This is a genomic window from Hafnia alvei, assembly GCF_034424155.1.
Classification (GTDB): domain Bacteria; phylum Pseudomonadota; class Gammaproteobacteria; order Enterobacterales; family Enterobacteriaceae; genus Hafnia; species Hafnia alvei.
The window spans coordinates 2,601,979-2,616,522 of record NZ_CP139992.1; the positions used below are offsets into that span (position 1 = coordinate 2,601,979).

The following is a 14,544-nucleotide window of genomic DNA, read 5'->3' on the forward strand; positions in this document are numbered from 1 at the left end:
CTTGCCAAGAGACACTTTCTCTTGGCCCCCACCTTAGGGAGAAGTCATTCATGCGAATTCTGGTCGTTGAAGATAATGGTTTGCTTCGTCATCACCTGTCTGTGCAAATGCGCGATATGGGCCATCAGGTCGATGCTGCGGAAGATGCCAAAGAGGCTGATTTTTTTGTTAATGAACAAACACCAGACATTGCGATTGTTGATTTAGGTTTACCGGGAGAAGATGGCTTAAGCCTGATCCGCCGTTGGCGTTCAGAGCAAATTAAGCTGCCTATCTTGGTGCTGACCGCGCGTGAAAGCTGGCAGGACAAAGTTGCCGTGCTTGAAGCGGGTGCAGATGACTACGTCACGAAACCCTTCCATCTCGAAGAGGTGATTGCACGTATGCAGGCGCTGATGCGTCGTAACAGCGGATTGGCCTCGCAGGTGATTACCCTACCTCCGTTCCAGATTGATCTTTCGCGTCGTGAGCTCACGGTTAACGACAACCTGATCAAACTGACCGCGTTTGAATACACCATCATCGAAACGTTAATCCGTAACCACGCCAAAGTGGTTAGCAAAGACGCTCTGATGTTGCAGCTTTATCCTGATGCTGAGCTGCGTGAAAGCCATACTATCGATGTCTTGATGGGCCGTCTGCGTAAAAAATTACAGAACGAGTACCCACATGAAGTGATTACAACCGTGCGTGGTCAAGGCTACAGGTTTGATATCAACGAATGAATCTTTCGCGCTGGAACCGCTTTAAAGCACAGCCGTTCTCATTAAGAACGCGCTTCCTACTTGCCACTGCAGCCGTCGTTTTCATGCTGTCATTAGCCTATGGCGTGGTTGCAGTAGTTGGTTACGTGGTCAGTTTTGATAAAACCACGTTCCGCTTATTGCGCGGCGAAAGTAATCTGTTTTTCAGTCTGGCGCACTGGGAGAACAATAAGCTCACCATCACCTCTCCACCTAACTTCGATCTCAATGCACCGACGTTGGTGATGATTTACGATGACAAAGGCAAACTGCTTTGGTCACAGCGTAAGGTTCCCGAGCTTGAAAAACGTATTGAAAAATCTTGGCTAGAAAAGCCGGGATTCTATGAGTTGGACTCCAGCACCGTGTTCAGTAGCGCCGTGCTGGGAGACAACCCAAAGGTTCAAGACCAGCTCAAAGATTACGATGACGACGATGACGATGCGATGACCCACTCCGTGGCGGTCAATCAATACGCCGCAACGGCGCGTCTACCAGCGTTGACCATCGTCGTCGTCGATACTATCCCTCAGGAGTTACAAAATTCCGATATGGTGTGGGGCTGGTTTACCTATGTCCTAATCGCCAATATTCTATTAGTGGTACCGCTCCTGTGGTTGGCAGCATACTGGAGCTTACAGCCGATAAAAGCGGTGCTAATACAGGTACGGGAGCTTGAAAGCGGTCAACGAGAACAGCTGAGTGAAAATCCACCGCGCGAACTCCGTGGGCTGGTACGTAACCTGAATATTTTGCTCAACAATGAACGCCAGCGTTATACCCGTTATCGCACCACGTTAACCGATTTAACCCATAGCCTGAAAACGCCGTTAGCTGTGCTGCAAAGCACTCTGCGCTCATTGCGTAATGGCAAAGACTTAAAAATTGAACAAGCTGAACCCATTATGTTGGAGCAAATTAGTCGAATCTCACAGCAGATTGGTTACTATTTGCACCGCGCCAGCATGCAGTCTGAACACAATATGCTAAACCGTGAGTTGCATTCAGTTCCACCTTTATTGGACAGCCTGTGTTCGGCGCTCAATAAGGTTTATCAGCGTAAAGGCGTGGATATTACGCTTGATATTTCTCCTGAACTCACTTTTGTCGGTGAAAAGAACGACTTTATGGAAGTGATGGGAAATGTGCTGGATAATGCCTGCAAATATTGTCTAGAGTTCGTAGAAATTACTGCACGGCAAACCGATAAAGAACTGATTATCATGATTGACGACGATGGGCCAGGTATTCCAGAGAGCAAACGTGAGCTAATCTTCCGTCGTGGACAACGCATTGATACTCTGCGTCCAGGACAAGGTCTTGGCTTAGCGTTAGTCGATGAGTTATTACAACAGTATGACGGTGAAGCCATCATTACCGATAGCCATTTAGGTGGAGCACGAATGAGTATTCATTTCGGCCGCCAACAGGTTTCGCACGCCGTCGATTAAATAATCCCCTCTTTTCTCTCAATACGGCGTGTTACCTGCGCCGTATCAGCAAAACATTACGCTTAAAAGTATAAGTTGTGACAAACAGGCAGAGGAATCCCTGCGCGCTTCCGTTATAATCCCAACAGATACATACACAGGGAATTAACAATGGATTATCAACTTGATCTCGACTGGAATGATTTTTTGCAACGCTACTGGCAAAAACGCCCGGTCATCCTAAAGCGTGGGTTCAAGAATTTTGTTGATCCCATTTCGCCCGACGAATTAGCAGGTCTTGCGATGGAAAACGAGGTTGATAGTCGCCTTGTAAGCCATCAGGACGGTCGCTGGCAGGTTGCTCACGGCCCGTTTGAAAGCTATGACCATCTGAGTGAGAATAACTGGTCTATTCTGGTACAGGCGGTCGATCATTGGCACGTGCCCTCCAGCGCGTTAATGCGCCCATTCCGTAAGCTTCCTGACTGGCGAACTGACGATCTCATGATCTCGTTCTCGGTGCCGGGCGGCGGCGTGGGGCCTCATTTAGATCAGTACGACGTCTTTATCATCCAAGGTACCGGTCGTCGTCGGTGGCGTGTCGGTGAAAAGCATCCGCTAAGGCAACATAGCCCGCATCCCGATTTACTTCAGGTTGAGCCTTTCGACGCCATCATTGATGAAGAGATGGAACCGGGCGACATTCTGTATATTCCACCAGGATTCCCACATGAAGGCTATGCGCTAGAGAACTCGCTGAACTATTCGGTGGGCTTCCGTGCCCCTAATAGCCGTGAGCTCATCAGCGGCTTTGCCGATTTTGTTCTGGCTAACGAATTAGGCAGCGAGCGCTACAGCGATCCCGATCTCGCCCTTCGCGAAAATCCTTCGGAAGTGCAAAACGCTGAATTGGAAAAGCTGCGTGGCATGATGATGAGCCAATTGCAGAATCAGGATAATTTCAATCTTTGGTTTGGTGAATTTGTCAGCCAGTCTCGTCATGAATTGGATATTGCACCACCAGAGCCGCCTTATCAGGCTGGTGAGATTTACGAATTACTCCAATCCGGAGAATCTCTGGAACGACTGGGCGGGCTACGTGTTATCAACGTCGCAGGCAGCTGTTATGTTAACGGTGAGATTATCGTCACCGAACACAGTGCTGCGGCACAGGCCCTAGCGCGCGAATACGTGGTTAACGCCGCAATGCTGGGAGAAGCGCTCGACGATCCAAGCTTCCTTGTGACATTGGCAGCTTTAATTAATAGCGGTTATTGGTTCTTCCGCGATTAAGAATATCTACATTTATAAAACCCAACATCTGGCAAATTAAATAAATTTTCCAGATGTTTTTTTATTTAAAATATAAAATAGTTATTTATTAAAACATTTTTAATTTAGAGTTAATCAATATATGTGCCCCACCTCTCTATCAAACTAATAACTTACGTATTATTCTCTTCCTTATCCTTTCAATAGAACCAATTTTTTAGAAAACCACTTTCTATGGATGCGCTGTCTAATAAGAAAATATCTCTACGCATTAACGTATTAAAAGCGGCAAGAACACGTATTGAATGGACATTCAATACCTTCAGCCGAATTTGCATTTCTTTTTCAGGAGGAAAAGATTCAACTACATTGCTTCATTTAGCGGCAGATCACGCCAGAAAAAATGGAAAAAAATTCGATATTGTCTTTATCGATTGGGAGGCGCAGTTTAGCCACACCATCAGTCATATTGAAAAGATGCGAAGCTTATATCAGGACGTCATCGGTCATTTTTATTGGGTGGCATTACCTATCACCACGGAGAATTCTGTTTCACAATTTCAGCCTGAATGGCAATGTTGGACGCCCAATACAAATTGGATCCGTAAACCACCCGCCGATGCCATTACCGATCCTAATTTTTTTCCTTTTTATCATGATGGCATTACCTTCGAATCATTTATGCCTGCCTTTTCTGACTGGTATTCCAACCATCAGCCCTGCGCCATGATGATTGGAATTCGGACCGATGAGTCCTACACCCGTTTTTGGGCCATTGCGTCTAAGCGTAAACACCGCTTTGCCGATGACAAGCCATGGACGACAGGAACAATTTCAGGCCATACCTACAATATCTACCCTATCTATGATTGGAAAACGGACGATATTTGGACCTACTTCTCCTCCACTAAAAAAATCTACAATCCCTTGTATGACCTGATGTTTCAGGCTGGGGTGGGATTACATGCCATGCGGATCTGTGAACCCTTTGGGCCAGAACAGCGGCAAGGTTTGTGGCTCTACCATGTTCTTGAGCCTGAATGCTGGGAGCATGTCTGCGAGCGAGTCTCGGGGGCTAATACCGGCAGCATTTATGCTAATAGCCGAGGTGATTTCTATGCTCGCCGTCAGGTACATAAACCCGACAATCACACTTGGCGCAGCTATGCCCTATTCTTACTCGATAGTATGCCGCGACAAACCGCCGAGCATTATCGAAATAAGATCGCAATTTATTTACGCTGGTATCAAACTCATGGTTTCCCTCGCGATATACCCGATGAACAAGAAAAAGATATCGGTTCTAAAGATATTCCGTCGTGGCGGCGCATTTGCAAAGTACTTTTACGCAATGATTATTGGTGCCGATCATTATCATTTAGCCCAAATAAGCCAACCAGCTATGAGCGTTACAACAAAAGAATTCAAGCGAAAAGAAAATACTGGAGCATCATATGAAGATTGATTTATTAATTAACGAGCTAAAAATAGAATTAGGGACGATGTCCGAAACCGTCCAAATTGAGACACTAAATAAGATCCGATTGGCACTGCATAAGGTCAGCCCCTTTTCCAATGAACCCATTGATTGCGTGCTTTGGAAACCCATTGAGCGCGTTCTCTCAAATGATTACAACCCCAATTCCGTAGCACCACCAGAGAAACGGTTACTCTATACGTCATTATTACGCGATGGCTATACGCAGCCCATAGTCACCAGCCAACAATCCCCCGATGATGAAACGCACGTTATTGTTGATGGTTTCCATCGTCGCGAGCTCGCATCCAAGCGCCCTCTTTTACGCACCCGGGTGCTTGGTTATCTCCCCGTGGTAATGCTTAAAGAAAGTGCGCAGGAGAAAACGCATCTGATTGCGGCAACTATTCGTCATAATCGTGCCCGAGGCAAACACCAGATCAGCGCCATGTCCGACATCGTTCGTGAGCTTTATCATTTAGGTTGGGATGACGAAAGGATCAGTGAAGAATTAGGCATGGACGCTGATGAGGTTTTACGCTTAAAACAGATTAGCGGCCTAATGGAACTGTTCCAAGACCGTGAATTTTCAGAAGCATGGACGGTGAAATAGCAAAAAAATCGCCATCCTTACTCGGTAAGAATGGCGAACAATACAGTTCAAACAGGTAAGCCTCGAGCCACTATTTATAAATTTCTTCTAACAGCTCGCGAACATACTCAGGCACCACCTGACTCGCTGCGCCGTAATGCTTCTCGTCAAACTGGCTTTCGACTTGGCTAGGTTCAAGATTGAGCTCAACGGTATGAGCGCCATTTAAATGAGCCTCATGCACAAAACCTGCCGCAGGATAAACATGCCCCGATGTGCCAATCGCAATAAAGTAATCGGCTTTTGCCAGGGCATCATAAATTTCATCCATACCGATTGGCATTTCACCAAACCAAACAATATGCGGACGCAGCGGTGCTGGGAACTGACAGCAATGACAACGGTCATCCACGGTTAGATCGCCTTTCCATTCAATAACCTGCCCAGACTGAGTACAACGAACTTTTAACAATTCCCCGTGCATATGGATAATGCGGGAATTTCCTGCTCGCTCGTGTAAGTTATCGATGTTTTGCGTCACTAGCACAAAGTTGTCGCCCAACTGCCGCTCTAATTCTGCCAGCGCCAAATGGGCCGCATTTGGCTGAATTTCTGGCTGCTGTAGCTGCTGACGGCGTGCATTATAGAAACTCTGCACCAATTCTGGATCGCGATGGTAACCTTCTGGCGTAGCCACATCTTCAACCCGATGCTCTTCCCACAGCCCATCAGCGGCACGAAACGTTCTGATCCCCGATTCGGCAGAAATCCCCGCGCCGGTGAGTACCACGACATATGGCTTAGTCATACACCCTCCTGCCTGATTATTCGCATGACACAGCGTGTCACGGTGGAAAATTCGTGAACGAAAACGCTGGTGTCGTAGTCGTTTATTTTTCCTAAACCGGCATATACGATGACGGGTACGCATAACCACAGCTCCTCATTGGTTTCATTACCACAGCAAAAAAATAATCGTCGTTAGTCGGTCAAATTCAAAAACGCAGCACCGCGCACGCCACCCGCGTCGCCATAGCGAGCAGGTTCAATACGTGGCGCTTTAGCAACCCGCAGTAAAGCACGTGGGACACGTTCATTGAGCAGCGGATACAGCTCAGTGAAGTTCGACAATCCACCACCGAGCACCACCAGATGCGGGTCGACCACGGTAAATAGGTTGCCCAAACACATCGCCAGCACATCGGCAAAGCAATCCACATGCGCCAGCGCTTTATCATCACCTGCGCGGTAGCGCTCAATAATCTCTTTGGCACCGAGATTTTCACCGGTGCGGTGCTGATACAACCATTCAAAACCACGACCAGAAATATATTTTTCGATACAGCCCTGCTGCCCACAGCCACAGGCAACACGCGGTGTATCAGCACCCATCCGATCCAAGGCATCAACCGGCAAACGGAAATGGCCAAACTCACCGGCAATATAATTACGGCCAGTCAAGGTTTTACCATTAATCACTAATCCGCCACCCACGCCGGTACCCAAGATGATCCCCAGCACGATGGGATAAGCGCGGAACTCTTCGTCCCACGCTTCCGAAAGGGCAAAACAGTTGGCATCGTTATCCACTCGAACTGGACGCCCAATGAGCTGCGAGAGATCGCGCGGGAGCGGTTTCCCCATTGCGGCAGGCACGTTCGAGGTAAAGAGCTCGCCCGTATCGGCGTTGGGTAATCCTGGGATGCCGATACCTACCTTGCCCTGAGTACCGGTGAATTCATCGGCTTCAAAGGTTAACGACGCTAGCGTATTGAGTAATTCACGGTAATCGTCATGAGGCGTAGGCACACGCTTACGCCAAATCTGATTCAGCTCGGCGTCAAATACGCCCAGCTCTATTTTGGTGCCGCCCATGTCAAAACCGTAATACATTAACTCTCCTTGTTGCGCGTCGTTGATTGTAGTCGTTATTTATTATTGCCTACCGCGTTACTGACCGCCGCTTAGCACTCGTGCAGGATCAATGCGGCTTGCACGGCGAGCGGGATACCAGCTAGCCACTAAACTTAACACAATCGCGGTGGCCAGCACTTCCACCACGTCAATCCAATGCAGCTCGGTTGGCAAGAAATCAATCGGATAAATATCGCCCGACAGCAATCGGTGTCCGATCACCTTTTCGATAACTTTAGATATATTCGTCAGTTCGAGTGATGCCACTACGCCGATCACCACGCCACAAACGCTGCCGACCATCCCCGCGAGCAAACCATACCAGATGAAAATCGCGCGAATCAGCCGGTCTTTTGCACCTAGCGTTCTGAGCACCGCGATATCACTACTTTTATCTTTCACCGCCATAACCAGCGTAGATACGATGTTGAAACACGCCACGCCGATCACCAAAACCATCGCCAGATACATGATGGCGCGGATCATCTGGATATCACGGAACATATAGCCGTAGGTGCCTTTCCAACTGCGAATATAAACATACGCATTGGTGACCTCACCCGCATCGCGCACCAGTTTGTCAGCGTTGAAGACATCATCCACTTTAATGGAAATACCGGTAACGCTGTTGCCAAGGTCTTGATACTGCTGAGCATCGGCCAGCGGCACCATCGCTAAACTGTGATCGAGCATACCGCTCAATTGCAGAATGCCGCTTACGTGCAGACGAATGCGTTTTGGCTGCAAGAGTTTCATCTGTGGATCGTTGTTTGGCACCATCACGGTCACCCAATCACCAACCTTTACATGCAGTGCATCAGCCACGCCTTTACCGAGAATAACCTGCTGCTCCCCCGCTTTAAACGTTGACCACGCATCACCTTGCACATATTGCGACAGCGAGCTTACGCGGCTTTCTTGCTCTGGATTGACGCCGCGAAGTTGTACCGCCACCAGCTGAGTGCCGCTCTCAATGAGGCCTGTAAATTCCACATAAGGCGCTGCGGCAACGATACCTTTCACTTTTTCAACGCGTTCTAACACCTGTGGCCAGCCGTTAAACGGCTGCTCTACCGGATAAATTTCACCGTGAGGTACAACGGAAAGAATGCGATGATCCAGCTCACGCTCAAAACCGTTCATGGCACTCAGGCCGACGATCAAAACGGCTACACCCAGCGCGATACCTACGGTAGAAATCACAGAAATCAGAGACACCATGCCGCCACGGCGTCGTCCACGGCTAAAACGCAGACCGATCAGCAGAGATAATGGTGAAGCCGACATTATTGCGCCCCCATCAGGGTCACATTTTGTTGAAGTTGACCATCGCGCATTTCAAGCTGACGATTCAAACGTTTCGCCAACGCCAAATCATGGGTCACCACCAAGAAAGCCGTTCCTTGACGCACGTTTAGCTCGCCTAACAGATCGAAAATACTGTCGGCGGTGCGCATATCAAGGTTACCGGTCGGTTCATCCGCCAAGACCAGCGAGGGGTTGTTTACCAACGCACGCGCAATCGCCACGCGCTGACGTTCGCCGCCCGACAGTTCCGATGGACGGTGATGGCTACGCTTAGCCAATCCAACGGCGGTGAGCATGTCCATCGCTTTACCTTGGGCGTCGTCACCTTTTTTGCCGCCAATTAACAGCGGCATCATCACATTTTCTAACGCGCTGAAATCCGGCAGTAAATGGTGAAATTGGTAAATAAAACCCAGTTCACGATTGCGTAGTTCAGCCTTGGCGGTTGAAGACATATCGTTGAGCGATTGACCTTTAAAAATCACCTCGCCGGAAGTTGGAGAATCCAGACCGCCGAGCAGATGCAGCAACGTACTTTTACCTGAACCTGAGCTGCCCACAATGGCCATCATTTCGCCGGGCTGCATGTCAAAGGTCACATTACGCAATACGTCCGTGTGCAATTTACCTTCGTGATAGGTTTTGCACAGGTCTTTGCACTGCAACAGTTCTTTATACAAAGACGGAGAATTACTCATAACGTAAAGCCTCAGCAGGATTCACCGCGGCGGCACGCCACGACGGATATAACGTAGAAAGCAGCGCGAGCAGCATTGCCACAACGGCAATCAGCACCACCTGCGGAATATTGATATCAACCGGTAGACTACCACCGGCCAACATTTCGCCTAACCCTGGAATAACATTGATTTGGCTGGCAAACACCACGCCCAAGACGGCGCCAAGCAAAGCGCCGATAATACCGGCACTGGCGCCCTGCACCATGAACACCGACATGATTTGTGCACGGGTTAATCCTTGGGTTTGCAGAATCGCGACCTCGCCCTGCTTCTCCATGACCAGTAGGCTCAACGAGGTAATAATATTAAACGCGGCGACGGCGATAATCAGGCTGAGCAGCAGCCCCATCATATTTTTTTCCATCTTAACGGCTTGGAATAACTCCCCCTTCCGCTCGCGCCAATCTTTCCATACCAAGCCTTTCGCTAGCGGTTGGCTGACCAGCGCATCAATCGCCAGTGGCTTATCCATATAAATACGCCAGCCGGTGATATTCCCCAGCGGATAGCGCATCAGGCGGGAAGCATCCTGCTGATTCATTAACATTTGATACTGATCGACTTCGCTATTGGCAGAGAATGTGCCCACCACGTTAAACACGCGCTGGCTTGGAATGCGTCCCATTGGCGTAAACTGGCTGGCGCTAGGCACCATAATGCGCAGCTTTTCACCGCGCTTCACGCCCAGTTGCCCCGCCAGTTGGTCACCTAAAATCACATTGTATTGGCCCGGCTGCAAAGCCTGCTGAGTCGCGCCATTAAGATATGGCGACAACGGATCTTTTTCATCAGGGTTTACGCCAATAATCACGCCCACCGCCACGCTATGCGCGCTTTGCAGCACCGCATTACCGGTCGTCAGTGGTGTAACACTTTTAACACCGGCCAGATGTTCAAACTGGGTGGCTGGAACCTGTTGAGGATTAATCGACCCTTGCGTCGACGTCACTAATGCCTGCGGCATCAGCCCAAGAATATTATTTTCTAGATCTCGCTCAAAACCGTTCATCACCGAAAGAACGGTGACTAACGCCATAACGCCGAGCGTGATGCCTATAGTAGAAAGCCAAGAAACAAACCGGCCAAAGCGGTCTGAGGCTCGTCCGCGCATGTAACGCAGACCGATGAATAACGCGACAGGTTGATACATGAAATCCGTTCGGTTGCTGTTGGTAAGGCAAAATGAGTGTGGATGATAACATTTAGGAAACCCAAAAAAACTACGTAATGCATTTTCACTTCATTTTGTCGCTATTTCAGCGCCCTAGACACCATGGATTCCCTCCTAGGAGCTTGCGTTTCAACCACAAGGCATTCACTCAGCAGTTGCTAAAGTGAAGTGATAAAGGATAATAAAGCTCAGAACTGCGGTGCCTGATCGGGCTACGCGCCAAAAGAGCGACAGAGACTGACTAACGATTTATGCCTGAACAATACCAATACACGTTACCTGAGCGTTATACGCTCCCGGCCAAAGCTGGCGATGTACGGCTTTTAGGTCAGCTCACTGGATCTGCGTGTGCGCTAGAATGCGCGCAGATTGCCGAAAAACATGCGGGTCCGGTGGTGCTGATCACCTCGGATATTCAATCAGCGCTGCGACTACGCGACGAAATCCAACAGTTCACGACGCGTATGGTGACCACCCTGTCTGACTGGGAAACTCTGCCTTACGACAGCTTCTCACCGCATCAGGACATCATCTCCGCTCGCCTGTCTAGCCTATATCAACTCCCGACGATGAAACGCGGCGTCTTTATTCTGCCGGTCAACACGCTGATGCAGCGCGTATGCCCGCATGAATTCCTGCATGGTCATGCGTTGGTGATGCAGAAAGGCCAGTTGTTGTCTCGCGATAAACTTCGCAGCCAATTAGAACAGGCAGGCTATCGCAGCGTCGATCAGGTGATGGAACACGGTGAATTTGCCACCCGTGGTGCGTTGCTCGATCTCTATCCGATGGGTAGCGACGAGCCTTATCGTATTGATTTCTTCGACGATGAAATCGACAGCCTGCGCGTGTTTGACGTGGATTCCCAGCGCACGCTCAATGAAGTTGAATCCATCAACTTACTCCCGGCGCACGAGTTCCCAACCGATCAAACCGCCATCGAGCTGTTTCGTAGCCAATGGCGCGAACACTTTGAGGTGCGTCGCGATCCCGAACATATCTACCAGCAGGTCAGTAAAGGCATCTGGCCTGCGGGGATAGAATATTGGCAGCCGCTGTTCTTCAGCCAAGCGCTACCGCCGCTGTTTAGCTATTTCCCAAGCAACACGCTATTAGTCAACACCGGCGAATTAGAGGCCTCGGCAGATCGATTTTGGTTGGATGTGAATCAGCGCTACGAGAACCGCCGCGTTGACCCGATGCGCCCGCTGCTCACGCCAGACAAGCTCTGGCTGCGCGTTGATGAACTGTTTTCCTCGCTCAAACAGTGGCCACGTGTTCAACTCAAAACAGACAAGCTTGATAAAAAAGCGGCGAACACCAACCTCAGCTACCAACCGTTGCCAGAGCTCACGGTTCAGGCGCAGAACAAAAATCCGCTCGATCTTCTGCGGCGCTTCATTGAACAAACCAAAGATGCCATTGTTTTCTCGGTAGAAAGTGAAGGTCGCCGCGAAACCATGCTGGAACTGCTGGCGCGCATCAAAATAAATCCGAAGCTGATTACCCGTATAGAAGACGCGGAAGCAGGCAAAATTTATATTATGCAGGGCTCGTGCGAGCATGGATTTATCAATCCAGAGCTTAAGCTTGCACTGATCTGTGAAAGCGACCTGTTAGGTGAACGCGTAAGCCGTCGTCGCCAAGACAACCGCCGAACTATTAATACCGATACGCTGATCCGTAACCTAGCCGAGCTGAGCATCGGCCAGCCGGTCGTTCATCTGGAGCACGGCGTAGGCCGCTATGGCGGTATGACAACGCTGGAAGCCGGCGGAATCAAGGGCGAATACCTGATCCTGACCTATGCCGGTGACGCCAAACTGTACGTTCCAGTATCCTCGCTGTATCTGCTCAGCCGTTACTCCGGTGGTGCAGATGAAAGCGCTCCGCTGCATAAATTAGGCAGCGACGCGTGGACCCGAGCACGCCAAAAAGCCGCAGAAAAAGTCCGCGACGTCGCGGCTGAGCTGCTGGATATTTATGCTATGCGGGCGGCGAAACCCGGTTTTGCGTTCAAACAGGATCGCGAAGCCTATCAAATGTTCTGCCAAACCTTCCCGTTTGAAACCACGCCCGATCAGAGCATGGCGATCAACGCCGTACTCAGCGATATGTGCCAACCGCTGGCGATGGACCGTTTAGTGTGCGGCGACGTGGGCTTCGGTAAAACAGAAGTGGCGATGCGCGCCGCGTTCCTCGCGGTGCACAACAATAAACAGGTGGCGGTATTAGTACCAACCACCCTGCTGGCTCAACAGCATTACGACAACTTCCGTGACCGTTTCGCCAACTGGCCGGTTCGCATTGAAATGATTTCTCGCTTCCGTAGCGCGAAAGAGCAAACGCAGGTGCTGCAAGATGCCGCGGATGGCAAAGTCGATATTTTAATTGGTACCCATAAGCTTTTGCAGGCTGATGTGCAGTGGCGTGATTTAGGTCTACTGATCGTCGATGAAGAACACCGCTTTGGCGTTCGACAGAAAGAACGTATCAAAGCCATGCGCGCCGACGTGGATATTCTCACGCTGACCGCGACGCCGATCCCACGAACGCTCAACATGGCGATGAGTGGAATGCGCGATCTGTCGATTATTGCCACGCCACCAGCGCGTCGTTTAGCCGTAAAAACTTTTGTGCGCGAATATGACAGCTTAGTGGTGCGCGAAGCCATCCTGCGTGAAGTCACGCGCGGCGGTCAGGTTTATTATCTGTACAACGACGTTGAAAACATTGAAAAAGCAGCACAGAAGCTGAGCGAACTGGTGCCTGAGGCGCGTATTGCCATCGGCCATGGGCAGATGCGCGAGCGCGAACTTGAGCGCGTGATGAATGATTTCCATCACCAACGCTTCAACGTTCTGGTGTGCACCACCATTATTGAAACCGGTATCGATATTCCAAGCGCGAATACCATCATTATTGAACGTGCCGATCATTTTGGTTTGGCACAGCTGCATCAGCTGCGCGGGCGCGTGGGCCGTTCTTTCCATCAGGCCTATGCTTATCTACTTACGCCGCCGCCAAAAGCAATGTCGACCGATGCGCAAAAACGTTTAGAAGCCATCGCATCGCTGGAAGACTTGGGCGCGGGCTTTGCTCTAGCCACCCACGATCTAGAAATTCGCGGTGCGGGTGAGCTGTTGGGCGATGACCAAAGCGGCCAGATGACCACTATTGGTTTCTCTCTGTATATGGAGCTGCTTGAAAGCGCGGTTGATGCGCTTAAAGAGGGACGCGAGCCTTCGCTAGAAGATCTCACCAGCAATCAGACCGACGTCGAGCTCCGCATGCCGGTATTGCTACCGGATGATTATATTCCGGACGTCAGTACCCGTTTGTCATTCTACAAACGTATTGCCAGCGCCAAGAATGACGATCAGCTTGAAGAGCTAAAAGTAGAATTGATCGATCGCTTCGGCCTGCTGCCTGATGCGGCGCGCAATTTACTGCAAAGTGCCAAGCTGCGTCTGGATGCGATGGAACTCGGTATTCGTCGTATTGAAGGCAATGATAAAGGCGGATTCATTGAGTTTGGCGATAAAAACCACGTTGACCCCATGTTCCTCATTGGCCTGTTGCAGAAACAACCACACATCTTCCGTTTGGATGGGCCAACCAAGCTGAAGTTTATTATCGACCTCAGCGAACGTAAGGCACGCCTTGAGTTCATTTCCGATCTTCTCAGCCAGTTTGCTGAACATCGGGTTTAAATCATAAACGGGGTATATGAATATATGCCCCGTGTTTTATTGAAAATAAATACACTTTATCTATACGTCCATTATTTACCTACGCGCCTATTGCTATTTATAAATACCCCACGAATTATCACAGCGACATTTTAAAAAAATATTCTTTACTCAGTTTCAAAAACAAGTTATAGCTGCCATGCTT

General features: G+C 49.6%; 11 protein-coding genes. 6 read left to right on the forward strand and 5 right to left on the reverse strand.

Translation table 11 applies throughout. The features are described 5' to 3' along the window. The first annotated feature begins 50 nt into the window (after nucleotides 1-50). The 5 genes from phoP to U0008_RS12295 all read left to right on the forward strand — a co-directional run bounded on the left by phoP (nucleotide 51) and on the right by U0008_RS12295 (nucleotide 5,535). Complete coding sequence (phoP, locus tag U0008_RS12275; RefSeq protein ID WP_040046551.1) at nucleotides 51-725, forward strand: two-component system response regulator PhoP; 675 nt, start codon at nucleotides 51-53, stop codon at nucleotides 723-725. Then, a complete protein-coding gene (phoQ, locus tag U0008_RS12280; protein ID WP_025797076.1) occupies nucleotides 722-2,194 on the forward strand; it encodes a two-component system sensor histidine kinase PhoQ in 1,473 nt (490 codons plus the stop codon). Before phoP ends, phoQ begins: the two co-directional genes overlap by 4 nt. Nucleotides 2,195-2,344: 150 nt before the next feature. Then, a complete protein-coding gene (locus tag U0008_RS12285) occupies nucleotides 2,345-3,466 on the forward strand; it encodes a ribosomal protein uL16 3-hydroxylase (protein WP_043493610.1) in 1,122 nt (373 codons plus the stop codon). 213 nt (nucleotides 3,467-3,679) lie between these two features. Then, nucleotides 3,680-4,903, forward strand: a complete 1,224-nt coding sequence (locus tag U0008_RS12290; protein WP_080723947.1) for a phosphoadenosine phosphosulfate reductase — start codon at nucleotides 3,680-3,682, stop codon at nucleotides 4,901-4,903. Next, on the forward strand, nucleotides 4,900-5,535 hold the full coding sequence (locus U0008_RS12295; RefSeq protein WP_043493612.1) for an IbrB-like domain-containing protein: 636 nt from the start codon (nucleotides 4,900-4,902) through the stop codon (nucleotides 5,533-5,535). Before U0008_RS12290 ends, U0008_RS12295 begins: the two co-directional genes overlap by 4 nt. 70 nt (nucleotides 5,536-5,605) lie before the next feature. Here U0008_RS12295 and cobB read toward each other — a convergent pair whose 3' ends face one another. The 5 genes from cobB to lolC are packed head-to-tail and all read right to left on the reverse strand — an operon-like array spanning nucleotide 5,606 to nucleotide 10,626. After that, a complete protein-coding gene (gene cobB, locus U0008_RS12300) occupies nucleotides 5,606-6,445 on the reverse strand; it encodes a Sir2 family NAD+-dependent deacetylase (protein WP_043493614.1) in 840 nt (279 codons plus the stop codon). 50 nt (nucleotides 6,446-6,495) lie between these two features. After that, a complete protein-coding gene (gene nagK / locus U0008_RS12305; RefSeq protein WP_043493617.1) occupies nucleotides 6,496-7,407 on the reverse strand; it encodes an N-acetylglucosamine kinase in 912 nt (303 codons plus the stop codon). Between the two features lie 57 nt (nucleotides 7,408-7,464). Next, nucleotides 7,465-8,715 (reverse strand): lipoprotein-releasing ABC transporter permease subunit LolE, encoded by a 1,251-nt coding sequence (lolE, locus tag U0008_RS12310; RefSeq protein ID WP_025797088.1) that lies wholly within the window; start codon nucleotides 8,713-8,715, stop codon nucleotides 7,465-7,467. After that, complete coding sequence (gene lolD / locus U0008_RS12315; RefSeq protein WP_025797090.1) at nucleotides 8,715-9,434, reverse strand: lipoprotein-releasing ABC transporter ATP-binding protein LolD; 720 nt, start codon at nucleotides 9,432-9,434, stop codon at nucleotides 8,715-8,717. Before lolD ends, lolE begins: the two co-directional genes overlap by 1 nt. Then, nucleotides 9,427-10,626 (reverse strand): lipoprotein-releasing ABC transporter permease subunit LolC, encoded by a 1,200-nt coding sequence (gene lolC, locus U0008_RS12320; RefSeq protein WP_025797092.1) that lies wholly within the window; start codon nucleotides 10,624-10,626, stop codon nucleotides 9,427-9,429. The genes lolD and lolC overlap by 8 nt, the downstream gene beginning before the upstream one ends. 272 nt (nucleotides 10,627-10,898) lie before the next feature. Here lolC and mfd point away from each other — a divergent pair, with 272 nt between their 5' ends. Further along, nucleotides 10,899-14,360: a transcription-repair coupling factor gene (mfd, locus tag U0008_RS12325; RefSeq protein ID WP_025797095.1), complete on the forward strand. Its 3,462-nt coding sequence runs from the start codon at nucleotides 10,899-10,901 to the stop codon at nucleotides 14,358-14,360. The last annotated feature ends 184 nt before the right edge of the window (nucleotides 14,361-14,544 follow it).